The organism is Pseudomonas hefeiensis (assembly GCF_030687835.1).
GTDB lineage: Bacteria > Pseudomonadota > Gammaproteobacteria > Pseudomonadales > Pseudomonadaceae > Aquipseudomonas > Aquipseudomonas hefeiensis.
The window spans coordinates 922,747-946,283 of the sequence record NZ_CP117449.1; the positions used below are offsets into that span (position 1 = coordinate 922,747).

Sequence of the window (23,537 nt, forward strand, 5' to 3'; positions counted from 1 at the left end):
GAGCCCCTGAGTATGGGAATGCGGAGCCTTCCCATACTCAGGGGCTTGGCTGAAAAAGCGCATGCATACCAGAGATCTGGCAACTGTCGTCACTCCTTTCGCCCTGCTACACGACACGGATCGTAGCCGGTGGCGCGTACCTTTTGGATGTTCAGCGAATCGGTATGACGTTGCGATCTCTGGTTTGATTGATGGCCGATGCTGACAGGCTGCCGGTGGCCGCCTTCTGGATATGTTCACTCCACCAAGCCATCATCGGACGCCGGCGTTCGATGTAATCCGTCCGGTTGTAGGCGCTACGAACTTCGTCCTTGTCGACATGCGCCAGTGCGACCTCGATCAGCTCCGGATCCCAGCCATGCTCATTCAGGATGGTGCTCGCCATCGAGCGCAAGCCGTGGCTGACTAGACGGTCCTGAAAGCCCATGCGCTTCAACGCCATGTTGGCGGTCTGGCTATTGGCATGGGTGCGGGGGTTTCTATCTGACGGGAACACGTACTCTCTGTTACCGCTGAGTTGCTTGAGTGTCTCCAGTAAAGAAAGTGCCTGATCGGTAAGAGGGATTGTGTGCGGCCGACGCTTTTTCATGCGCTCTGGCGGAATGGTCCAAATGCGCTTGTCGAAGTCGATATCTGCCCATCGCGCGGTGGCTGCTTCGGCAGGGCGGGTCATCGTGTGCAGTTGCCATTCGATCAGGCAGCGGGTCGTGCGTTTGATGCTGGCGTTCGCGATTTCCATCATGAGCTCGGGAAGCTCCTCAGGTGGTAGCGCAGCCATGTTCTCTTTCTTGGGTTTCTTGAACACCGCCCGAATTCCATTGAGGGGGTTCGCGAGTATCAACCCGGAGTTGACCCCGTAGGTCATGATCTCGTTGAGTCGTTGGCTCAATCGTTTCACGGTTTCGAGACTCCCTTTGGCCTCGATTGGACGAAGGATCTTGATAACCATCGGAGCAGTGATTTTAGAGAGCGGCGTTGTTTTCATGCTTGGGAAAACATGAAGCGTCAGCGATCTCCAAATGTCTTCGGCGTAGGCTTTGGTTACGGAGTCTTTCTTCAGCTCGAACCAGGCCGTGGCCACCTTCTCGAAAGTGTGTTCACTCTCCGCAAGTTTGGCTTGCCTTACCTCATCACGCTGGGTTTTGGGATCAATGCCCAAAGCGAGTAACTCACGCGCCTCTGCGGCTTTCTTCCGGGCGTTGGCTAGCGAGAGGTCGGGGTATGGACCAAGCGCCATGTTGATACGGCTTCTGGTCAACGGCTCACGGTAATTGAAATTCCACATCATCGAGCCGCTGGCGCGTACTCGAAGCTGCAAGCCATCGCCGTCGCTGAGGACGAAGTCTTTACCAGTTGCCTTGACTGCCTTGAGCTGGCGATCGGAGAGGCGGGTTGCGTTAGTAGGCATAGGGGCTACCTCCAGCACCGTTTTGGTATCCTGAAAATAGCATTTGGTAGTCCGGGATACCACCTGGGATACCAAAGCGCCTGGAACTCAGAAATCCTCGAAAGCCCCAAAAAGCGCTGAACCCCCTGTATTCACTGGATTTTAGGCACAAAAAAAGACGTCCGTGGACGTCTTTAGATGTTGAAGTGGTGGAGCCGGGGGGATTTGAACCCCCGTCCGCCAGTACTCCGCTGTCGGTACTACATGCTTAGCCGTGTCTATTAAGTTAACCCTCAGCGACCCGACGGGCAGGGTGCTTTGGGCGAGTTGTGTAAGTTTTAGCCGATTCGTCCACAACGTACTGCACGGCGATTCCGTTCTATATGACAATCACTTTGGGTTTACGGACATCCCCTGGTGATTGCTGGACCCGAAGGTACCAGAAGGGAAGGGCTAAGGCTGCTTACGCAGCGAGAGCGTATTCCCCGTAGGTTTCGTCATTGGCAACTATAGGAAGTTGCAACAGTGGATTTACGAGTTCTGTTACCAACTCGGCATGCACCTAAAGTTTCGCAACCGGCGTCGAATCCTAAACGGCCCCGAGCCTGTAGCTCCGTGAATCAGTTGGAGCGACAAGCCTGTGCAGTGTACGCCAATACGTAGCTGAGGCCAACCCGAAGGTTGGCCTCACGCAAGGTTACTGCTGATCGCCCTTGTTGTTGTTCTGCAGTTTCTGAAGAGCCTGGGTGGTCAGCGAGATGCAGTTTTCGACGCCTTCCTTGGTGCCTTTGGCCTGCTCGGCCTTGGCTTGGCTCACTGTGGCGGTAACGTCGGTCTTCAAGCCTTCGCTCATTTGTTGAGCGGTGGTCATGTTGTTGTCAATTTTTTGCAGATTGGTATCGCAAAGGGTTGTTTCCGCTGCAAACACCGGAGAGGCCAACAGTGCCGCGGAAATGAACAAGCCAGCAAATGCAGTGTGCTTCATGTGTATCTCCTTGAACGTTTGGTCTCGGTGCTGGCGGATGGACGTGGCCAGGCCCGAGTCAATAAAGGGCCCGACGGCGTCGGGCCTATTCAAGTGACTACAGTGAAACGCAGGAATTCGATTTTTCTTCGGGGGCGATGGGGAGCCCTTCAGCGTCAGTGGATTTGGGCCGGGTGACGCGATCCACCAGATACACCAGGCCGTGGTAGTCGATTTCGCCATGGCGCGTCAGACCGATCTCGCAGGTGCGGCTGGTGGAGACGCCTTCACTGCAATGCTGCACCGCGTCCTTGAGGGTTCGCAGTGAGTGGGCGTTGAGCTCGGGTGTGGTGAAGCCTTTGTCTCCGGCAAAACCACAGCAATGGATGCCTTCGGGGATCACGACTTGCTTGCTGCATTTGCGCGCCAGGTCGATCAGTGCCTGGCTCTCGCCCAGGTGCTGGGTACTGCAAGTGACGTGTACGGCAATCGCTGCATCCTGCGGGGTGAATTCGAGACGGTCCATCAAGTGCGTACGAATGAATCGCACCGGGTCGTACAGGTCCAGTCGAACATTTCCCAGGTCCTGGACCAGGCGCAGCGTGCAAGGGCTGGTGTCGCAGTAGATCGGGTCAATTCCGCCGCGGCTGGCGTGGAGCAAGGCGCCGATCAACTCCTGGCGCTTGTGCTCGGCCTGTTCTGCGTAGCCTTTGGATGCGAAAGGCTGGCCGCAGCAAAGGTTGTCCACGTTGTCTGGAAAGACCACTTGATAGCCGGCTTTTTCCAGCAGGCGCTGGGTTTTTTCGTACAGCGACATCTGTTCTTTATCACCCGCCGCCGGCGCCATGGCGCGCGACACACACGCGGCCAGATAGACCACGCGCGGGCGTTCGTCGCAGACGGCCGGGCTGAAGCGGATGGCTTTTTCCGGCTGCGGCATGGCGTTATCCCACTGGGGGACCTGCCCCTTCGACAGCCGGGTCAGGCCGGCTGACAGGCGGGCCAGTCGCGGTGCGCCCAGCAGCATTCGGGCGCCGTTGGCGACGTGCAGGGTAAAGCGTGCGCCTTGCAGGGCGATGGCGAAATTGCTTGCCAGCCAATCGGCGGTTTTCGTACGCGTTGCGCTGCGGCTACGGAGTTTTTTCACCAGCTCGCCGGTGTTGATGCCGACCGGGCAACGTTGTGCGCATAACCCGGTGGCGGCGCAGGTGTCGATGCCGTGATATTGATAGGCCGTTTCCAGCGCAGAGGTGTCGATGCCTGCGCGCTTTTTCGCCTGGATGTCCCGCCAGATCACGATGCGCTGGCGCGGGCTCAGGGTCAGGTCTTTGGACGGGCAGACCGGCTCGCAGAAGCCGCACTCGATGCACTTGTCCACTATCTCGTCGGCCGCTGGCAGCGGCTTGAGGTGCTTGAGGTGGATTTGTGGATCTTCGCTGAGCACCACGTCCGGGTTGAGGATGCCGTTAGGGTCGAGCAGGCGTTTGAGTTGCCACATCAACTGGTAGGCGTCGCTGCCCCACTCCAGCTCGACGAATGGCGCCATGTTGCGTCCGGTGCCGTGTTCGGCCTTCAGCGAACCGCCGAACTCCACCGCCACCAACTGCGCCACGTCATCCATGAACGCTTGATAGCGCGCGACTTCTTCGGCGTTATTGAAGCCTTGGGTGAAGACGAAGTGCAGATTGCCTTCCAGCGCGTGTCCGAAAAGGATCGCTTCGTCGTAGTGATGTTTGTCGAACAGCTCGATCAGGCGGTTCACGCCCATGGCCAGTTGCTCGACCGGAAAGGTCACGTCTTCGATGATCACCGTGGTCCCGGTTTTGCGGACCGCGCCCACTGCTGGAAAAGTGTCTTTGCGGATGGCCCAGAGTCGGGCGTTTTCTCGCGGGTCTTCGGTGAAGTCGACCTGTTTTTCCACAGGGAAACCGGCCAGCGATGCCATGATCCGGGCCAGTTGCTCTTGCAGCAAAGAGGACGAAGCCGCGCGGGACTCAATCAGCAGGGCGCAGGCATTTGTCGACAGATGCTGTACGAAATCCGGCATGCCCGGTTTGTCCTGCACCGAACGCAAGCTGCGGCGGTCCAGCAACTCCACCGCCGATACCGGTTGGCTTTTCAACACCGTGACTGCATTGCAGCAGGTTTCCACGTCCGGGAAGACGATCAGCGCCGAGGCTTTGTTCGGATGATCGATGACGGTGTTGTAGGTCACCGCGCTGATGAAGCCGAGTGTGCCTTCGGAACCCACCAGCAGGTGGCTCAAGATATCCACAGGCTCGTCGTAATCCACCAAGGCATTGAGCGACAGGCCGGTGGTATTTTTCAGACGGTACTTGTGGCGAATTCGAGCGGCCAGTTCGGTGTTGGCGCGGGTCTCACGGCCAAGGGTTGCCAGACGTTCCAGCAGTTCGCCATGGCTTGTACGAAAGGCCGCCACGCTGGCTTCATCTTCAGTGTCCAGGCGGGTGCCATCGGCCAGTACCAGGCGGATGCCGGCGAGGGTGTGATAGGTGTTTTGCGCTGTGCCGCAGCACATGCCGCTGGCATTGTTGGCGACGATGCCGCCGATCTTGCAGGCGTTGATCGATGCCGGATCGGGGCCGATCTTGCGGCCGAATGGGGCTAGCCAGGCATTGGCCTGAGCGCCGATCACGCCGGGCTGCAAGCGGATCTGCATGCCTTCTTGGCGAATTTCGCGAGCGTTCCAGTTATCCCCCAGCACGATCAGCACCGAGTCGCTGATGGCTTGCCCCGACAGGCTGGTGCCGGCCGCGCGGAAAGTGACCGGCACCTGGTCGCGTTGGGCCAGTTGCAGCAGGGCTACCACTTCGTTTTCGGATTCGACGCGTATCACCAGTTTCGGAACCAGTCGATAGAAACTGGCATCGGTGCCGAAGGCCAATGTCGACAGCGGGTCGTCGAAACGGCGCTTTTGCGGGATTAGCTGGTGTACGTCGCGCAAGAAAGGGGCCGGAAGCGTCATTGGTCCTCCAGAATCAGAACCACCAGATCCTTCGGACCGTGGGCGCCATAGGCCAGCACCTGTTCGATGTCGGCCGTCTTGGAGGGACCCGAGACCAGCAGCGCGTTGGTGGGCATGCCCTGGGCCCATTCGAATTCCTGTTGCACTTCATAGAAGTTGTCGCGGATTTCGCTGGCCTTGAGCACAGCAAAATGCACCGGCGGAACCAGGCTCATCAGCCGCGGTTCTTCCCGCGTCGGCCAGAGAATCAGGCTTCCGGTCGCCGCAATGGCACCCAAGGTCCCGGTCAGGCTGGCGGGGGTGTCGTTGAACAGTTCGGCCTTCCATTGCTCGACAGGTCGGTCGTAGGCCTTGAGGGTTGGCAGCTCGGGATTGTTCGCCCAGAACTGGGTGATTTTTTGCCCGTGAGGCGTCGTCGGGGCGATGAGCAGGCTTGGCAATTGACGGTCGCGCAGCAACTGCGCCAGCAGCGCCGGCCAACCTTCGCCAGACGTCAGGTGGATTTCAGTGTGCACCGCTTCCATCAGTTTGCGCAGTTGAGCTATGCGCTCCTCGGGGGCGTAACGATAGGTTTTCGTCACCAGGTCGACATCGAAGTTGTCGGCCACAGGCGTGGTGCCGGTCAGGCTTTTACGCAGCTTGGCGAGGATATTGTCCTTGGCGCTCATCGACGGTCTCCCTGCTGGTTCAGGTGTTCGCGGGCCAGGTCATGCAATGAGCGGGCGGCGGGTTTGGGGGCGCTGTGGTTCTGCGTCCATGGGCCGACGTTGTTGGGCGTCAGGGCGCGCAGGCGCGTGGCGAGGAAAGCGAACAGCCGATACAGACGCGGCGAGCTGTTGAGCCGGGCCCAGGCATTCCAGATGAAACGTTCCTTGGGCGAATACTTACTGCCCTGGCCGCGCATCACTGGGTTCGGGCTGTCCGGTGCCTTGACGTTTTCTTCGCGCAGTCGCCGCAACAGCGCCGGAATGGGAATCTTCACCGGGCACACTTCGCCACAGGCACCGCACAGCGAAGAGGCGCTTGGGTGATCCGGCACTTTGGCCAGGCCCACCATGTGCGGTGTGATGATTTTTCCGATAGGCCCCGGGTAAACCTCGCCGTAGGCATGACCACCGATTCGGGTGTAGACCGGGCAATGATTCATACAGGCGCCGCAACGAATGCAGTTCAGGGTCTGGCGCAGTTCGCTGTCGGCAAATGCCTGGCTGCGCCCGTTGTCCAGCAGGACCAGGTGGACTTCCTGGGGGCCGTCCAGTTCGTCGGCCTTGCGCGGGCCGGAGATCATGTTGACGTAGGTGGTGATCGGCTGGCCGAGGGCCGAGCGGGTCAGCAGCGAGAGCAGCGGCACCACGTCTCGCAGGTTCTCCACGACTTTTTCGATGCCGGTCACGGCAATGTGAACCGGCGGCACGGTGGTGGACATCCGCCCGTTGCCTTCGTTTTCCACCAGCAGCAGCGTGCCGGTTTCAGCCACGGCGAAGTTGACGCCAGAGACGCCGATGTCAGCCTCGAAGAACTTCTGCCGCAAGACCTTGCGACCGATCTGAATGAGTTGGTCAACGTCCTTGGTGTACTCCACGCCAAGTTTGTCGTGGAACAAGGACGCGACCTGACCGGCGTTCTTGTGGATCGCCGGCATAATGATGTGTGAAGGCTTCTCGTGGTCGAGCTGGACGATGTATTCCCCCATGTCGGACTCGAGACATTCGATGTCCCGACCCTCGAGGAAATGGTTCATCTCCATCTCTTCGCTGACCATCGATTTGCCCTTGATCACTTGCCGCGCCTCGTGAGCGCGGATGATCGAGAGGACGATGCCATTGGCTTCGTCCACCGTTTCCGCCCAATGTACTTTCACACCGTTGCGGGTCAGGTTGGTTTCAAGCTGCTCGAGCAGGTCGGGCAACTTCGATAACGCACGAGCGCGGACGGCATTGCCCAGCACTCGCAGATGTTCTCTTTCGTGGGCATCGCTGAAGGACGCTGCCCGCTTGGTCATCAGTGAATCCATCGCCGTGCGAAAGTTGTTTCGCAGTTGCGTGTCGTCCAGGGCCTTGTGGGCCCGGGCGCGAAAATCTTCCTGCACCTCAACGGTCGGAATCAGCGTCGGCGTGCTCATACGACACCCCCGGTACGCTGCCAGAGGAAGCTCGCCAGGTGCTGCCCGCGTAACGCTTGCTGCTGTTTCTCCAGGGCGCCGTTGATATTCATCAGGCAACCGCAGTCGGCACTGACGACCTGGTGCGCGCCGGACTCCTTCAGCGCGCGGGTCTTGTCGGCCACCATCGCGCCGGAAATATCCGGCATGCGAACGCTGAACGTTCCTCCAAACCCACAGCATTCACTTTCATGGCTGTGTTCGACGCGCTCCACGTTGTCCAGCTGCGCCAGCAAGGCACGGCCATGCAGGTGGGTGTTCATTTCCCGTCGTGCCGAGCAGGACGTGTGCAGCGCGACCTTCACCGGTTCGCCACTGTCGTTCAACTGCACTTTGCAGACAAACAGCAGGAACTCGGCCAACTCATAGGTCCGGGCCGCCAGGGCCTGGACCTGTTTGAGCGTATCGGGCTCGTCCTTGAACAGGTCGGCGTAATGCTCGCGCAGCATGCCGGCACAGGAGCCCGACGGCACCACCACCGGATAATCCCCGGCAAACAACGCCAATTGCGCCCGCGCTACCGTCCGGGCCTGCTCGGTGTAACCCGAGGTGTACGCCGGTTGCCCGCAACAGGTTTGCCCTTGCGGGTAGTCCACCCGGATCCCTTCGCGCTCCAAAAGATGAATCGCGTCCATCCCGGCTTCGGGATAGAACAGGTCCACCACGCAGGTTCCGAACAGGTAAACCCGTTCGGGCTTTTTGCTGGGGTACTGCCGAGGCTCGGGCAATGGCGGGGCGACACGGGTCGCATTCGGCACGGCGTTGTAAAAAAGCTCGCTCATCAGGCGTGTCTCCGGGTGGTCCCGGTTATCCGTCCGCTGAGGCTGCTGAATATAGATAAGGAATCTTTCAGCAGCCTTGCAGACCCGGTTATCAATAGCAGACGCCGAATCGTGGTTCGGCGTCGTTCTTTTTCGGTGTTAGCTGTTGTGCTTAGTGCACCAGCATGCCGGTTAACCAGTAGGCTTGGGCCAAGGTGATCAAGCCCACGATCGTTGCAAAGAATAGGCTGTGTTTCAGGGTGAAACGGAATAGATCCGATTCTTTGCCCACCAGGCCGGTTGCAGCACAGGCCACGGCAATGGACTGTGGCGAAATCATCTTGCCGGTCACACCGCCGCTGGTATTGGCGGCTACCAGCAAGGTGTCGTTGACGCCGATCTGGTGTGCGGTAGTGGCTTGCAGCGAGCCGAACAGTGCGTTGGACGATGTGTCAGAACCGGTCAGGAACACCCCCAGCCACCCCAGGAACGGCGAGAAGAACGGGAACGCCGCGCCCGTGCCGGCCAGCACCAGGGCCATGGTGGACGACATGCCCGAAAAATTGGTGACGAAGGCGAACGCCAACACCATGCCAATGGACAGGATAGGCCAGCGTAGCTCGTAGAAGGTTTCTTTTAAAGTGGTAAGACCAGTTCTGAGGTTGATCTTCAGCACCAGCATCGAGATCAAGGCCGAAAAGAAAATCGCCGTGCCGGTGGCGGAAATCGGATCAAGTTTGAAGATCGCCGGGATGGCCGTTGGATTGGTCACGATCGGCGCGACCTTGATCACCATCTGATCCAGGTGCGGGATGGCAAAATTGAACACCCAGCCGTACATCGATCCACCCGGGGCGAACATCGCCTTGAACGGTTTGAGCGTCCAGATCGTCACCAGCACGGTGAGGATCAGGAACGGTGACCAGGCCTTAATGATTTCACCCAGGCTGTAGGGGGAAACCACGGTGCTGCGCGGCTGGCCGAAACCGCCGACGCTGGCGGTAATGGCTGCGCTGGAGGTGGCGCCGGCAATCTGGGCACCCGCGGTGCGTTTTGGCTGCCAGACTTTCAGGAACAGGGTCAGGGAAACCAGGCTGGCCAGGGCCGAAGTGATGTCCGGCAGCTCCGGGCCGATGAAGTTGGAGGTGAAGTATTGGGTGATGGCGAAGCTCAAGCCTGCCACCAGCGCTGCCGGCCAGGTTTCCCGAACGCCGCGCAGGCCGTCCATCATGAACACCAGCCAGAACGGTACGAACAGCGACAACAATGGCAACTGACGGCCCGTCATGGCGCCGATCTTGAACGCGTCGATTCCGGTGACCTGTCCGGCCACGATGATCGGAATGCCCAAGGCGCCGAACGCCACGGGGGCGGTGTTGGCAATCAAGCACAGGCCGGCGGCGTATAGGGGATTGAAGCCCAGGCCGACCAACAGCGCTGCAGTAATCGCTACCGGCGCGCCGAAGCCGGCGGCGCCTTCCAGAAAAGCACCGAAGCAAAAACCGATCAACAACACCTGAAGGCGCTGGTCATCGGTAATCGACAGCACCGAGCTGCGGATCACTTCGAACTGGCCGCTCTTGACGGTCAGTTTGTAGAGAAATACCGCCGCGACGATGATCCAGGCGATAGGCCACAGGCCATAGGCAAAACCATAGCCGGCAGCAGCGAACGCCATGTCCACTGGCATTTGAAACGCGAAGATCGCTACGGCAATCGCCAAGGCCAGGGTGATGCTGCCGGCCACATGTCCCTTGAGGCGAAACACCGCCAGGGCCAGGAAGAAAAATACGATGGGGATAACGGCCGCAAGTGCGGACAAGCCGAGGCTGCCGAGCGGGCTGTAGAGCTGTTGCCAGGTTTGCATAGTGGGTGGGCCCCTAATTGTTGTTGGTCAGGCACTGGTCAGCGATTTTGGGTAATTGGTAAGACCAATTTACAAGCGCTGTCGGCTAGGGTAAAAGCCTTGGTTGTCGCGTGTCAATTTGCCGCTCTCAAACTTTCGTCGAATGAGTGCGGCCGATGGCATCTGATCTGTAGGTATAAGTGGCTTCTGGAGGGTGTCGGCGGGGCGCGGATAGGCCAGAATAGGGAGCCCGGCGAACCGTCGGGATCGTGGAGAGTCGAGTTATGGGGTTTGATCAGATTCGTCAGCGCCGTTTGTCTGACGATATTGTCGAGCGGCTTGAAGGAATGATCCTTGAAGGCACGCTGAAATCCGGCGAGCGCCTGCCCGCCGAGCGTACCTTGGCCGAGCAGTTCGGCGTGTCACGCCCTTCGTTGCGCGAGGCGATCCAGAAGCTGGCGGCCAAGGGTTTGCTGGTCAGCCGCCAGGGCGGTGGCAACTATGTGGTGGAGTCGCTGGGCTCAACCTTCAGTGATCCACTGTTGCAGTTGTTGGAAAGCAATCCTGAAGCGCAACGTGATTTGTTGGAGTTTCGCCATACCCTGGAAGCTTCCTGCGCTTATTACGCGGCACAGCGGGCCACGGACGTGGATCGCGAGCGGCTGACGGCGGCGTTCGAGGAGCTTCAGGATTGCTATTCACGTCATGAAAATGTGAGCCGGGCCGAGGAGGGCGCCGCGGATGCCCGGTTTCACCTGGCCATCGCCGAGGCCAGTCACAATGCAGTGTTGCTGCATACGATTCGTGGTCTGTTCGATTTGCTCAAGCGCAACGTCGTCACCAACATTGGCGGCATGTACAAACAGCGCAGCGAAACCCGAGACATGCTGATCAGTCAGCATCGGGAGTTGTATCAAGCTATTATGGGCGGGCACGCCGAGCAGGCGCGGGAAGTCTCCAGCCGGCATATTCTGTATGTGCAGGAAGTCTTGGAAGAGGTCCGTCAGGAGGTGCAGCGAGTGGCGCGGGCGGAGCGGCGCAAGGGGATGTAGTCAGCTGGTTCTATAGTGATTGCGGACTTCTGTGGGAGCGAGCCTGCTCGCGAAAGCGGTCTGTCTGACACATCAAGGTTGCATGTGCCTCCGTCATCGCGAGCAGGCTCGCTCCCACATTGGATCTTCAGCGAACACAGAATGTGAGTTCGCAAAAGCGCTCCCCAGGCGAAAGAATCAGTCTTCCTTGCCCTTGTTACGCACCGCGCGTTGCAGTTCGCGACCGGCATCGCGTTCGCGCTCGGTATCACGCTTGTCGTATTCCTTCTTGCCTTTGCCCAGCGCAATTTCGCACTTGATCAAATGCTTGCTCCAGTACAGCGACGTGCAGACGCAGGCGTAGCCTTTTTGCTGCACGGCCGCGAAGAGCTTTTCCAGCTCGCGCTTGTTGAGCAGCAGCTTGCGCGACCGCGTCGGATCGGCGATCACGTGGGTGCTGGCGGTGGTCAGGGGCGTGATATGGCTACCCAGCAGCCAGGCCTCGCCGTCCTTGAGCAGCACATAACTGTCGACCAGTTGTGCCTTGCCAGCACGCAAGCTCTTTACTTCCCAGCCGGCCAGGACCATGCCAGCCTCGAAACGCTGTTCGATGAAGTAGTCGTGTCGCGCCTTTTTATTTTGCGCGATGGTCCCTGTGGGGTGTTTCTTCTGTTTAGCCATAGGGGCGGCATTATAGGCAGTTGCGGGCGTGTCGGCTACGGTGAAGCTGCGTGCTTGAGCAGGTTGAATGAATCCCGGACAATGCGGCCTCTTTTTCGAACGCTTGGGCGTGATCACGATGTCGACAGACAAGGTTTCTGTCCACGGCAGTTGGGCTAGCCGCTGGGTCTTCATATTCGCCGCAACCGGTTCGGCCGTGGGGCTGGGCAGTATCTGGAAGTTTCCCTACATGGTCGGCGTCTATGGTGGCGGTGCCTTTGTATTGATGTTTCTGGCATGCATCGCGCTCATCGGCGCGCCGGTGATGCTGGCCGAGACCCTCATCGGTCGCCGCGCCCGGCAAAGCCCGGCCAATGCCCTGAAGGTACTGGCAGTGGAGGCCGGGCACTCGGCCAAGTGGTCGTGGGGCGCGTTTGCCGGAATGATCACGGCGCTGCTGATCCTGTCTTTTTACAGTGTGGTCGGTGGCTGGTCGCTGGACTACATCATCGATATGGGGCGAGGGGACTTTCAGGGTGTGACACCCGATCAGGTCGGCGCCTACTTCGGCGATGTGATCTCCGACCCCTGGCGGCTGACGCTTTGGCATACGATTTTCATGGTGCTCTCCGCGGTAGTGATTGCCCGCGGGGTGGTGGCGGGGCTTGAGCGCAGCCTGCGAATCATGATGCCGCTGCTGTTCGTGATGATCCTGGTATTGCTGGGTTACAGCATGACCACCGGGCACTTCATGGAAGGTGTTCACTTCATGTTCGATTTCCAGCCGGAGAAAGTCATGGACGGCCTGCTGCCAGCCATGGGGCATGCGTTTTTCTCCCTGAGCGTGGGGGTGGGCTCGATCATGATCTATGGGGCCTACATGCCCAAGAACGCTTCCTTGACCAAGACCGTGGTGGGCGTTGCGCTGCTGGATACCTTTGTATCGTTGCTGGCCGGGCTGGCGTTGTTTCCGATTGTCTTCGCCGCCGGCCTGAATCCCAGCGAAGGGCCGGGGCTGATGTTTGTCAGCCTGCCATTCGCCTTCGGCAACATGGCGTTTGGTCAATTCATGGGAGTGGTGTTTTTCCTCCTGGTGGCCATTGCCGCCTGGAGTTCGGCCATTTCCCTGCTGGAGCCCATGGTCGCTTATCTGGTTGAGCGAACCCGGCTCAGTCGCGCCTGGGTGACGTTCTGGCTGGCTTTTACCTGTTGGTTCGTTGGCCTGGGCACGGTGTTTTCCTTCAATATATGGAAACAAGCGAAGTTTTTCGTGAACGAAGGCGGGCTGTTCCATCTCTACCAGTGGGGAGCAACCGGAGGGCTGGATTTCTTCGGCGTGATTGATTTCTTCACCTCACGGATCATGCTGCCGCTGGGTGGTTTGTGTTTCGTGGTGTTTGCAGGATGGGTCATGGGGCGTGAGGCGGTGCGTGATGAATTGTCGCTGCGCAGCCCTGTATTGTTTACCTTGAGCCTGTTCTTGATGCGCTATGTAGCGCCCATCGGCATTCTTGTAGTGTTTGCCGCCCAGCTGTGGAAGTGACGCTTACATGACGACACATATTCAACGTTCGGCCTTGCTGCCCTATCCGGCGCAGGCGTTGTACGACCTGGTCAACGATGTAGCAAGTTACCCGCAATTTTTGCCTTGGTGCTCGTCTGCCGAAGTGCTCGAAAGCTCTGAAACCCATATGCGCGCCAGTCTCAATGTCGCCAAGGGCGGATTGAGCCAGCACTTTGTCACGCGCAATACCCTGGTGCCGGGACAGTCCATTGAAATGAACCTGGAAGAGGGGCCTTTCAATCAGCTCCACGGTGTCTGGGTGTTCAAGGCGCTGGGAGAGAAAGCCTGCAAGATCAGCCTGGATCTGTCGTTCGACTACGCAGGCCCGCTGGTGCGAGCCACGCTGGGCCCGCTGTTCAATCAGGCGGCCAATACTCTGGTCGACGCATTCTGTCAGCGTGCCAAGCAACACGCAGAGCTTGCGCGTTGATTGAGCTGGAGGTGGTGTATGCCGGCGTCGATCGTCAGGTCTTGCGCGTATTTTCCGTGCCGCAAGGCACCAGTGTTCGAGCGGCGTTAGAGGCGTCCGGAATTGCTGCTGAGTTTCCGGAGCTGGATCTGGCCACTTGCCCGGTGGGGATTTTTGGCAAGGTGGTTGCCGATCCGGATCGCCAGCCGGTGCGGGCGGCTGATCGACTTGAAATCTATCGACCGTTATTGGCTGACCCAAAAGAAATTCGTCGATTGCGCGCCGCCAAGGCGGCTCAGGCGCGTCAACCTGATCAATAGCCAGGTCTGAATCGCAGGCAACAAAAAACCCGGCAAGCCGGGTTTTTTATTGAGCAATTTATTGCGGCGAGGTATCCAGTGGTTCTGGCGTCGGGACAGGCACGGTCTCGACGTTGTCCACGTCCTTCTGGATCTGGTCGAGCAACGAGCCTGGCTTGACCGGTTTTTCCGGTTTCGGCTGCTCGGCATTCTGGGTTGGGTCGGTCACCGTAGTGCCGCTGTCCTGGCCCATAATGGCCTCGTCGCGACTCACACCGGGCATGAAATCGCCCGACAGGCTGACAAGTTGGTCATTGGCGTCGAAGATAACGCTGATGCGTTCCTGTTGGCGTTCACCACCACCTGGTTGCAGGCTGTACAAATAATCCCAGCGATCGGCATGGAACGTGTCGGTCAGCAGAGGGTTACCCATGATAAACCGTACTTGCCGACGGGTCATTCCCGGGCGTAACTGGTCTATCATGTCCTGCGTGACGACATTGCCCTGCTGGATGTCGATTTTGTAAACCCCGGGGAATGAACAACCGGCGAGTGCGAGCAGTCCCACAAAGGTGAAACTGGTTAGCAAGAGCTTGGTGTTTTGCATCGGTGGGCGACTTCCACTATCTTGGCTGGGACAACGTAAACGCCGATCATACCCGCATTAAGAGAAGCTGCGAAGCAGCATCGCGAGAAAGCTGACCATGGTTGAAAATAGCGAACTACGCAAAGCCGGCCTCAAAGTGACCCTGCCACGGGTCAAAATTCTGCAGATGCTCGATTCCGCCGAGCAACGCCACATGAGTGCCGAGGATGTCTACAAGGCGCTTATGGAAGCTGGCGAGGACGTCGGTCTGGCCACGGTTTACCGTGTCCTGACTCAGTTCGAGGCAGCAGGTCTTGTGGTGCGGCATAACTTCGACGGAGGCCATGCGGTCTTTGAACTGGACGACGGCAAGCATCACGACCATATGGTCAACGTCGAGACCAGTGAAGTCATCGAATTCTTCGACGAAGAAATCGAGCGGCTGCAGAAAGCAATCGTCGACAAGTATGGCTTCGAGATGGTTGATCACAATCTTGTGCTGTACGTACGCAAGAAAAAGTAAGCATGTCGCGCGGACTTAAGGTTCGCGAAACGAACGAAGGCGACCCCAGGGTCGCCTTCGTGCTTTCTGTCGTTCTCAGGTTTTCGCGGTAACGACCATTTTTTTCGCGTGGGCCAGGGATTCCTTGGTGAGGTCGATGCCCCCGAGCATCCGTGCCACTTCTTCCACCCGCTCATTTTTGTTGAGCTTGGACACGGCGGTACGAGTGGCGTCCTCGCCACGCACCTTGTGCACAAATAAATGCTGGTGTCCTTGGGCGGCGACCTGGGGCAGGTGAGTGACCGTCAGCACCTGGCCGCGCTCCCCGAGTCGGCGCAGCAACTGGCCGACAATTTCCGCTGTCGGGCCACCGATGCCCACGTCCACTTCGTCGAATACCAGCGTCGGTACGCGAGAGGTTTGTGCGGTGATGACCTGGATGGCCAGGCTGATTCGCGACAACTCACCACCGGAGGCGACTTTGGCCAGGGCCTTGAGCGGCTGTCCGGGGTTGGCACTGACCAGCAATTCCACCTGTTCCAGCCCATTGGGTTGGAGGTCGTCACCGGCGTTGGGGCGCAATTCGATGGTGAAGCGTCCGCCCGGCATGCCCAGGCGCTGAATCTCCTGCTCAACGGCGCTGGCCAGTCCTGTCGCGGCCTGGCGTCGCAATTCACTGAGATCCCTGGCCTTCTCCTGATAATGACGGGCATAAGACGCCAGTTCGTCCCCCAGGCGCTCGATGGATTCGTCGTTAGCGTTCAGGGTTTCCAGTTCTTCCAGCAGGCGCTGTTGCAGTTCGGCGACATCGGTTGGCTGGACGCGGTGCTTGCGCGCCAGCGTATAGATAGTGTCCAGACGTTCTTCCAGATATTGCAGGCGCGCCGGGTCGGCATCGAAATGATCCAGAAACCGGTTCAGTTCCCCCACAGCCTCTTCGACCTGGATCTGCGCACTCGTCAGCAGATTGGTTGCTTCGTTCAGGGCCCCCACCGAATTGTTCACGCTGGAGAGCCGGTTCAGGCTGGCTGTCAGTGCATTGAGCACGTTACCCGAGTCGTTTTCGCTGCATTGCTCGACCACTTGCCGGCAAATACCCAGCAGGGTTTCGGCATTGGTCAGGTTCTTGTGTTCCTGTTCCAGCTCCGCCAGTTCATTTTCACCCAGGGCCAGGTTCTCCAGCTCTTCGAGCTGATAGCTCAGCAACTGGTGACGGGCACGTTGTTCGTCACCGGAGTTGGAAAGCCGATCCAGTTCCTGTCGGGTCTGGCGCCATCGCTGGGCGGCCAGTTGAACCTGGCGCGCCAGGTCGGTGGCGCCGGCGTATTCGTCGAGCAGGCGGCGGTGGGTGTCGGTCTTGAGCAGGGATTGGTGTTCATGCTGGCTGTGAATGTCGATCAGCAGCTCGCCCAGGGCCTTGAGATCGCCCAGGGGGCAGGGCGTACCGTTGATGTAACCCCGGGAGCGGCCTTCGGCGGTGATGACCCGGCGCAATATGCACAGGCCGTCGGTGTCCAGATCGCGCTCGGCCAGCCAGGTGCTGGCCTCGGGGATGTCGATCAGGTCGAAGGTGGCCAGGATGTCGGCCTTGTCTGCGCCGGGGCGTACTACGCCGCTGTCGGCGCGATCACCCAGGGTCAGGCCCAGGGCGTCGAGCATGATCGATTTGCCGGCACCGGTTTCACCGGTGATCACGCTCATGCCCCGATCAAGTTCGAGGTCGAGGTGTTCGACGATGGCGTAGTTGTGTACGGACAGGTGCACCAGCATAAAGGCCGCTCCCAGGCTTAGGTCTGGTTATTTATACAGTGTTTTGTTTCGGGCTGACAATGCCTTCGCTTAGCTCGATTTGCTTGGGTGAATGACTTTCTTAGCGCCGGGAGGAATGACTATGCAGCTGCTTTTTGTAAGGTTAATTCGTCGGGCCGCCCTTGAAGCTGAAAAACACGGCCCCATATACCGGGGCAGAAGCGCGAGTTGAGCTCGCGGACGAAGTTGAAAGGAGAAATCTATGGCTGACGAACAGACGCAGGACACGCAAAATCTAGACGCCAATCAGGCTCCCCAGGATTCGGGTGACGACTTGGCGGCACGTGTACAAGTGCTCGAAGAGCAACTGGCCGGTGCGCAGGATCAGGCATTGCGTGTAGCAGCCGACCTGCAGAATGTCCGCCGTCGCGCCGAGCAAGATGTGGAAAAGGCTCACAAATTCGCCCTTGAGCGTTTCGCAGGCGACCTGTTGCCGATCATCGACAGCCTGGAGCGCGGCCTGGAGCTGTCCAATCCAGACGACGAAAACATTCGTCCGATGCGTGAAGGTATCGAGCTGACCCTGAAGATGTTTCAGGACACGCTCAAGCGCTATCAGCTTGAAGCCATTGATCCGCATGGCGAACCCTTCAACGCCGAGCATCACCAGGCCATGGCGATGCAGGAAAGTGCAGACGTCGAGCCCAACAGCGTATTGAAGGTTTTCCAGAAGGGCTATCTGCTCAACGGTCGCTTGCTGCGCCCTGCCATGGTTGTGGTCAGCAAGGCGCCGGCTCCGGTTTCGCCTTCTATTGATGAGCAGGCTTGAAATCGAGCGTAGCGGCCCCATTTAGAAGTCAAGCGTTTAAGTGCTACCGCAGTTAGCCACCACTGCTGCGGCAACAAAATCCAAGTTCCGGGAGAGTTAACATGGGCAAGATTATCGGTATCGACCTGGGGACCACCAACTCGTGCGTCTCCGTGCTGGAAAACGGCAAGGCCAAAGTGATTGAAAACGCTGAAGGCGCGCGTACTACGCCGTCGATCATCGCGTACGCCAACGATGGCGAAATTCTGGTTGGCCAGTCGGCCAAGCGTCAGGCAGTGACCAATCCGCATAACACCCTGTACGCGGTGAAGCGTCTGATCGGTCGCAAGTTCGACGAAGAAGTCGTTCAGAAAGACATCAAGATGGTGCCTTACAAAATCGCCAAGGCTGACAACGGCGACGCCTGGGTGGAAGTGAACGGCCAGAAAATGGCACCGCCACAGATCTCGGCTGAAATCCTCAAGAAAATGAAGAAGACCGCCGAAGATTACCTCGGCGAAGCGGTGACCGAAGCGGTCATCACTGTTCCGGCCTACTTCAACGACAGTCAGCGTCAGGCCACCAAAGACGCCGGCCGCATCGCGGGCCTGGACGTCAAGCGTATCATCAACGAACCAACCGCAGCCGCTCTGGCTTACGGTATGGACAAGGCCAAGGGCGATCACACCGTGATCGTTTATGACCTGGGTGGCGGTACCTTCGACGTCTCCGTGATCGAGATCGCTGAAGTCGATGGCGAGCACCAGTTCGAAGTACTGGCCACCAACGGTGACACCTTCCTCGGTGGTGAAGACTTCGACATTCGTCTGATCGACTACCTCGTCGACGAATTCAAGAAAGAAAGCGGCATGAACCTCAAGGGTGATCCGCTGGCCATGCAGCGCCTGAAAGAAGCCGCTGAAAAAGCCAAGATCGAGCTGTCTTCGAGCCAGTCGACCGACGTGAACCTGCCATACATCACTGCAGATGCCACGGGTCCGAAGCACCTGAACGTGAAAATTTCCCGCGCCAAGCTCGAAGCGCTGGTGGAAGACCTGGTTCAGCGCACCATCGAACCTTGCCGCATTGCAATGAAAGACGCCGGTATCGACGTTGGCTCGATCAACGACGTGATCCTGGTCGGCGGCCAGACCCGTATGCCGCTGGTTCAGAAGCTGGTGACCGATTTCTTCGGTAAAGAAGCGCGTAAAGACGTGAACCCGGACGAAGCCGTCGCCATGGGTGCCGCCATCCAGGGTGCTGTTCTGGCCGGTGACGTGAAAGACGTTCTGCTGCTCGACGTCAGCCCGCTGACCCTGGGTATCGAAACCATGGGTGGCGTGATGACCGCGCTGATCGAGAAAAACACCACGATTCCTACCAAGAAATCCCAGGTGTTCTCGACTGCCGATGACAACCAGAACGCCGTGACCATTCACGTGCTGCAGGGTGAGCGCAAGCAAGCTGCCCAGAACAAATCCCTGGGCAAGTTCGACCTGGCCGAGATTCCACCGGCTCCACGTGGCGTGCCACAAATCGAAGTGACCTTCGACATCGACGCCAACGGCATTTTGCACGTCGGCGCGAAAGACAAGGCCACCGGCAAGACCCAGTCGATCGTGATCAAGGCCAACTCCGGTCTGTCCGAGGAAGAAATTCAGCAGATGGTTCGCGATGCTGAAGTCAACGCCGAAGAAGACCGCAAGTTCGAAGAGCTGGCCAGTGCCCGCAACCAGGGTGATGCCCTGGTGCACTCGACTCGCAAGATGATCGCTGACGCTGGCGACAAAGTGACCGCTGAAGAGAAAACCGCCATCGAGGCAGCCGTGGTTGCTCTTGAAGCGGCGGTCAAAGGCGACGACAAGGCGGCCATCGAGGCGAAAATCGAAGAGCTGTCCAAGGTCTCCGCTCCAGTGGCTCAGAAGATGTACGCCGAGCAGGCTCAGCCGGCTGAAGGCGCGGCGCAGCAAGGCGAGTCGGCCGAAAAAGCCGATGATGTCGTCGATGCTGAGTTCGAAGAAGTGAAAGACCACAAGTAATCGCTTGTTGGTCGGCCGGTTGACTGCATTTGTGCGGTGACTGGTAGGATGTCGCCGCGCGGGAGCTTGCTCCCGCGTTGGCGTGTCTGGAGTCAGTGAATTTTTACAGCATGCGACAGCGTTCGGATGTTGGCGGTGTGATCGGGAATGCTCCTGCTTTCCGAACGAGAGGCACTGCGTTTTGGCCGGTTCCCTGGCTGAAAGTTTAAGACCAGGATCGTTGAATCGACGTGAGTTGGGTCCGGGCCTGTATTGGGGCTCAACGAGTTTGGCGAGGCTCAGGAGAGGTTTGCCGAACGTCCTACAAGAGTGCAAAGACTAATGGCAAAGCGTGACTATTACGAAGTATTGGGTGTCGAGCGTGGTTCAAGCGACGCGGACCTGAAGAAGGCCTACCGTCGCCTGGCAATGAAGCACCACCCGGACCGTAATCCCGACGACAAAGCGTCGGAAGAGTTGTTCAAGGAAGCCAACGAGGCTTACGAAGTACTGTCCGATTCCAGCAAGCGTGCGGCTTACGACCAATACGGTCATGCCGGCGTCGACCCGAGCATGGGTGGCGGCGGTGCCGGTTTTGGCGGGCAAAACTTCTCCGATATTTTTGGCGACGTGTTCAGCGATTTCTTCGGTGGCGGTCGCGGTGGTGCTCGTGGCGGCGCCCAGCGTGGCAGCGATTTGCGCTACACGCTGGAGTTGAACCTGGAAGAGGCGGTGCGCGGTACCACCGTCAACATCCGCGTTCCCACGCTGGTCAATTGCAAGCCATGTGACGGTTCGGGCGCCAAGAAGGGCTCCTCGCCCGTCACTTGCCCGACTTGCGGCGGCATCGGTCAGGTGCGCATGCAGCAGGGTTTCTTCTCTGTGCAGCAGACCTGCCCGCGTTGCCATGGCCAAGGCAAGATCATTTCCGATCCGTGCGATTCCTGCCACGGCGAAGGGCGAGTCGAAGAGTACAAGACGCTGTCGGTGAAAGTGCCGGCCGGTGTCGATACCGGTGACCGCATTCGTTTGTCAGGCGAAGGCGAGGCGGGTGCCCAGGGCGGTCCGACTGGCGACTTGTACGTGGTCATCAATGTGCGCGAGCACGCTATTTTCCAGCGCGACGGTAAGCATCTGTTCTGCGAAGTGCCGATCAGTTTCGTCGATGCGGCCTTGGGCGGTGAGCTTGAGATCCCGACCCTCGATGGTCGCGTGAAGCTGAAAATCCCCGAGGGCACGCAAACCGGCAAGCAGTTCCGGATTCGCGGCAAGGGTGTCGCGCCGGTGCGTGGCGGCGGTGCGGGTGACCTGATGTGCCGTGTTGCGGTGGAAACTCCGGTCAATCTGAGCCGGCGTCAGCGCGAACTGCTGGAGGAATTCCGCAGCTCCCTGGCGGATGACAATAGCCACTCCCCGAAAACCACGGGGTGGTTCGAAGGCGTGAAGCGCTTCTTCGGCGATCTGTAAGGAGCTCGCATGCGACGTATAGCTGTGATGGGCGCTGCCGGGCGCATGGGCAAGGCGTTGGTCGAGGCGGTGCAGCAGCGCTCGCCGCTCTCGGGGCTGACAGCCGCTATCGTCCGGCCCGACAGTACGCTGGTCGGTGCTGATGCGGGTGAGCTGGCATCGTTGGGGCGTATCGGCGTCCCGATGTCCGGTGGCCTGGAGAAGGTCTTGGATGAGTTCGATGTCCTGATCGACTTCACCTTGCCGCAAGTGATGCTGAAAAACCTTGCCATTTGCCGCAAGCATGGCAAGGCCATGGTCATTGGCACGACCGGGCTGGATGCTGCGCAAAAGCAGTTGCTGGCCGAGGCTGGCAAAGATATTCCGATCGTGTTTGCCGCGAACTTCAGCGTAGGTGTGAACCTGTCGCTCAAGCTGTTGGATCTGGCCGCTCGGGTCCTGGGTGACGATGCGGATATCGAAATCATCGAAGCTCACCACCGGCACAAGATCGACGCGCCTTCGGGCACGGCTCTGCGCATGGGCGAAGTGATTGCCGAGGCCTTGGGGCGCGATCTGCAGAAGGTGGCTGTCTACGGGCGCGAAGGGCATACCGGTGCCCGTGAGCGAGACACCATCGGTTTCGCCACGGTTCGTGGTGGTGATGTGGTGGGGGATCACACCGTGCTGTTCGCCACTGAGGGCGAGCGTCTGGAGATCACTCACAAGGCGTCAAGCCGGATGACCTTCGCCAAGGGGGCGGTGCGTGCCGCGTTGTGGCTGGATGGTCGCGAGGCTGGTCTGTACGACATGCAGGATGTTCTCGACCTGCGTTGATGTTTCGGTGTGCTGTCTCGCAAACCTTTTGCCAGGCGCAGCACCAGAAAGCGGGGTTCAGGTTATACTGAGCCCCGTTTTACACCGCCTCGCGACGACCTGTCGCATTCCCCTGCCTTTAAGGCTCATTAGCGGTGGACCAAAAAAGCCTTTTTCTGTAAGCTACAGCTTTAGTGTGTCCACTAAAAGCGCGCAGAATAATTCAGTGAACAAGCGGGGTGACGTGTCCATACGTCACTCCGCTTTTTTACAACCTGCGATCGCCCTTTCAGGCTTTATTTACGGGAGGTCTTCTTGACTAAGCCAGCCATACTCGCCCTTGCTGATGGCAGCATCTTTCGCGGCGAAGCCATTGGAGCCGACGGCCAGACCGTTGGTGAGGTGGTGTTTAACACCGCAATGACCGGCTATCAGGAAATTCTTACCGATCCTTCCTACGCCCAGCAAATCGTTACTTTGACTTACCCGCACATCGGCAACACCGGCACTACGCCGCAAGATGCCGAGTCCGATCGTGTCTGGTCCGCCGGCCTGGTCATCCGTGACCTGCCGCTGGTAGCGAGCAACTGGCGTAACACCATGTCCCTGTCCGACTACCTGAAAGCCAACAATGTTGTGGCAATCGCCGGTATCGACACCCGTCGCCTGACCCGCATCCTTCGTGAGAAAGGCGCGCAGAACGGCTGCATCATGGCTGGTGACAACATCACCGAAGAAGCCGCCATCGCCGCTGCCCAGGGCTTCCCTGGCCTTAAAGGCATGGATCTGGCGAAAGTCGTCAGCACCAAGAAGCAGTACGAGTGGCGCTCCACGGTCTGGGACCTGAAAACCGACAGCCACGCGACGATCGAAGCTTCCGAGCTGCCATACCACGTGGTTGCCTACGACTACGGCGTCAAGCTCAACATCCTGCGCATGCTCGTTGAGCGTGGTTGCCGCGTGACCGTGGTGCCAGCGCAAACCCCGGCGGCAGATGTCCTGGCCCTCAGTCCTGACGGCGTGTTCCTGTCCAACGGTCCGGGTGACCCCGAGCCTTGCGACTACGCTATCCAGGCGATCAAGGACGTGCTGGAAACCGAGATTCCGGTGTTCGGCATCTGCCTCGGTCATCAGTTGCTGGCCCTCGCGTCGGGTGCCAAGACCTTGAAAATGGGTCACGGCCACCACGGTGCCAACCACCCGGTCCAGGACCTGGATACTGGTGTGGTGATGATCACCAGCCAGAACCACGGCTTTGCGGTGGATGAAGCGACCCTGCCGGCAAACGTGCGGGCGATCCATAAGTCGCTGTTCGATGGCACGCTGCAAGGCATCGAGCGTACCGACAAGAGCGCATTCAGCTTCCAGGGCCACCCTGAAGCGAGCCCGGGCCCGAACGATGTAGCGCCGCTGTTCGATCGCTTCATCACCGAGATGGCCAAGCGACGCTGACCGCGTGAAGCCCGAGGGCGGCCCCGAAACCGGTGGTCCCCTTGGGCGCTGCAAAGATTGTTCGACGGCCTAGCCGACTGACCTGCGGATTT

At 59.0% G+C, this 23,537-nt stretch carries 20 protein-coding genes and 1 other RNA gene; 10 read left to right on the forward strand and 11 right to left on the reverse strand.

All coding sequences use genetic code 11. From position 1 onward, the window contains the following. Positions 1 to 151: 151 nt before the first annotated feature. From PSH57_RS03935 to PSH57_RS03970, 8 genes are all read right to left on the reverse strand, one after another. Entirely contained in the window at positions 152 to 1,408 is a 1,257-nt protein-coding gene (locus PSH57_RS03935; protein ID WP_305387951.1) for an integrase domain-containing protein, read from the reverse strand. Between the two features lie 186 nt (positions 1,409 to 1,594). Next, positions 1,595 to 1,988, reverse strand: a transfer-messenger RNA (tmRNA) gene (gene ssrA, locus PSH57_RS03940). A 96-nt stretch (positions 1,989 to 2,084) separates the two neighbouring features. Then, positions 2,085 to 2,372 carry a hypothetical protein gene (locus PSH57_RS03945; protein WP_256231732.1) on the reverse strand — a complete coding sequence of 96 codons (288 nt, stop codon included), beginning with the start codon at positions 2,370 to 2,372 and terminating at the stop codon, positions 2,085 to 2,087. A 97-nt stretch (positions 2,373 to 2,469) separates the two neighbouring features. Continuing rightward, positions 2,470 to 5,337: an FAD-binding and (Fe-S)-binding domain-containing protein gene (locus PSH57_RS03950; protein ID WP_305387953.1), complete on the reverse strand. Its 2,868-nt coding sequence runs from the start codon at positions 5,335 to 5,337 to the stop codon at positions 2,470 to 2,472. Next, entirely contained in the window at positions 5,334 to 6,005 is a 672-nt protein-coding gene (locus tag PSH57_RS03955; protein ID WP_305387954.1) for a LutC/YkgG family protein, read from the reverse strand. Before PSH57_RS03955 ends, PSH57_RS03950 begins: the two co-directional genes overlap by 4 nt. Then, positions 6,002 to 7,459 (reverse strand): LutB/LldF family L-lactate oxidation iron-sulfur protein, encoded by a 1,458-nt coding sequence (locus tag PSH57_RS03960; RefSeq protein WP_305387955.1) that lies wholly within the window; start codon positions 7,457 to 7,459, stop codon positions 6,002 to 6,004. Before PSH57_RS03960 ends, PSH57_RS03955 begins: the two co-directional genes overlap by 4 nt. Next, the gene (locus PSH57_RS03965) at positions 7,456 to 8,280 is read right to left on the reverse strand and encodes a (Fe-S)-binding protein (protein ID WP_305387956.1); all 825 of its coding nucleotides are present in this window, start codon (positions 8,278 to 8,280) and stop codon (positions 7,456 to 7,458) included. The genes PSH57_RS03960 and PSH57_RS03965 overlap by 4 nt, the downstream gene beginning before the upstream one ends. 151 nt (positions 8,281 to 8,431) lie before the next feature. Then, positions 8,432 to 10,126 carry a lactate permease LctP family transporter gene (locus PSH57_RS03970; RefSeq protein ID WP_305387957.1) on the reverse strand — a complete coding sequence of 565 codons (1,695 nt, stop codon included), beginning with the start codon at positions 10,124 to 10,126 and terminating at the stop codon, positions 8,432 to 8,434. Positions 10,127 to 10,389: 263 nt separating this feature from the next. On the opposite strand from PSH57_RS03970, the gene PSH57_RS03975 reads away from it, so the two are divergent. Further along, positions 10,390 to 11,157 carry an FCD domain-containing protein gene (locus PSH57_RS03975; RefSeq protein ID WP_214963813.1) on the forward strand — a complete coding sequence of 256 codons (768 nt, stop codon included), beginning with the start codon at positions 10,390 to 10,392 and terminating at the stop codon, positions 11,155 to 11,157. A gap of 177 nt (positions 11,158 to 11,334) precedes the next feature. On the opposite strand, the gene smpB is transcribed toward PSH57_RS03975, so the two are convergent. Then, the gene (smpB, locus tag PSH57_RS03980) at positions 11,335 to 11,817 is read right to left on the reverse strand and encodes an SsrA-binding protein SmpB (protein ID WP_256231660.1); all 483 of its coding nucleotides are present in this window, start codon (positions 11,815 to 11,817) and stop codon (positions 11,335 to 11,337) included. 118 nt (positions 11,818 to 11,935) lie between these two features. Between smpB and PSH57_RS03985 the strand changes: the two genes are divergently transcribed. The 3 genes from PSH57_RS03985 to PSH57_RS03995 are packed head-to-tail and all read left to right on the forward strand — an operon-like array spanning position 11,936 to position 14,089. Beyond that, positions 11,936 to 13,339, forward strand: coding sequence for a sodium-dependent transporter (locus tag PSH57_RS03985; RefSeq protein WP_305387959.1), 1,404 nt, complete (start codon positions 11,936 to 11,938; stop codon positions 13,337 to 13,339). A 7-nt stretch (positions 13,340 to 13,346) separates the two neighbouring features. Continuing rightward, positions 13,347 to 13,790 carry a type II toxin-antitoxin system RatA family toxin gene (locus tag PSH57_RS03990; RefSeq protein WP_305387961.1) on the forward strand — a complete coding sequence of 148 codons (444 nt, stop codon included), beginning with the start codon at positions 13,347 to 13,349 and terminating at the stop codon, positions 13,788 to 13,790. Continuing rightward, positions 13,787 to 14,089, forward strand: a complete 303-nt coding sequence (locus PSH57_RS03995; RefSeq protein ID WP_305387962.1) for an RnfH family protein — start codon at positions 13,787 to 13,789, stop codon at positions 14,087 to 14,089. Before PSH57_RS03990 ends, PSH57_RS03995 begins: the two co-directional genes overlap by 4 nt. Positions 14,090 to 14,147: 58 nt before the next feature. Here PSH57_RS03995 and PSH57_RS04000 read toward each other — a convergent pair whose 3' ends face one another. Next, positions 14,148 to 14,675 (reverse strand): outer membrane protein assembly factor BamE, encoded by a 528-nt coding sequence (locus PSH57_RS04000; RefSeq protein WP_305387963.1) that lies wholly within the window; start codon positions 14,673 to 14,675, stop codon positions 14,148 to 14,150. A gap of 97 nt (positions 14,676 to 14,772) precedes the next feature. On the opposite strand from PSH57_RS04000, the gene fur reads away from it, so the two are divergent. Next, positions 14,773 to 15,177, forward strand: a complete 405-nt coding sequence (gene fur / locus PSH57_RS04005; protein ID WP_003197684.1) for a ferric iron uptake transcriptional regulator — start codon at positions 14,773 to 14,775, stop codon at positions 15,175 to 15,177. A gap of 75 nt (positions 15,178 to 15,252) precedes the next feature. Here the strand turns inward: fur and recN are convergent, their stop codons facing one another. Beyond that, on the reverse strand, positions 15,253 to 16,926 hold the full coding sequence (gene recN, locus PSH57_RS04010; protein ID WP_305387965.1) for a DNA repair protein RecN: 1,674 nt from the start codon (positions 16,924 to 16,926) through the stop codon (positions 15,253 to 15,255). A 241-nt stretch (positions 16,927 to 17,167) separates the two neighbouring features. Between recN and grpE the strand changes: the two genes are divergently transcribed. The 5 genes from grpE (at position 17,168) to carA (ending at position 23,445) form a co-directional block, all read left to right on the forward strand. Further along, positions 17,168 to 17,734: a nucleotide exchange factor GrpE gene (gene grpE / locus PSH57_RS04015; protein ID WP_092394299.1), complete on the forward strand. Its 567-nt coding sequence runs from the start codon at positions 17,168 to 17,170 to the stop codon at positions 17,732 to 17,734. A 101-nt stretch (positions 17,735 to 17,835) separates the two neighbouring features. Next, positions 17,836 to 19,752 (forward strand): molecular chaperone DnaK, encoded by a 1,917-nt coding sequence (gene dnaK, locus PSH57_RS04020; protein WP_092394296.1) that lies wholly within the window; start codon positions 17,836 to 17,838, stop codon positions 19,750 to 19,752. Between the two features lie 321 nt (positions 19,753 to 20,073). Then, the gene (dnaJ, locus tag PSH57_RS04025) at positions 20,074 to 21,198 is read left to right on the forward strand and encodes a molecular chaperone DnaJ (RefSeq protein ID WP_047229065.1); all 1,125 of its coding nucleotides are present in this window, start codon (positions 20,074 to 20,076) and stop codon (positions 21,196 to 21,198) included. A gap of 9 nt (positions 21,199 to 21,207) precedes the next feature. Next, entirely contained in the window at positions 21,208 to 22,014 is an 807-nt protein-coding gene (gene dapB, locus PSH57_RS04030) for a 4-hydroxy-tetrahydrodipicolinate reductase (protein ID WP_305387969.1), read from the forward strand. A gap of 294 nt (positions 22,015 to 22,308) precedes the next feature. Continuing rightward, positions 22,309 to 23,445 (forward strand): glutamine-hydrolyzing carbamoyl-phosphate synthase small subunit, encoded by a 1,137-nt coding sequence (gene carA / locus PSH57_RS04035; RefSeq protein WP_305387970.1) that lies wholly within the window; start codon positions 22,309 to 22,311, stop codon positions 23,443 to 23,445. Positions 23,446 to 23,537: the final 92 nt, after the last annotated feature.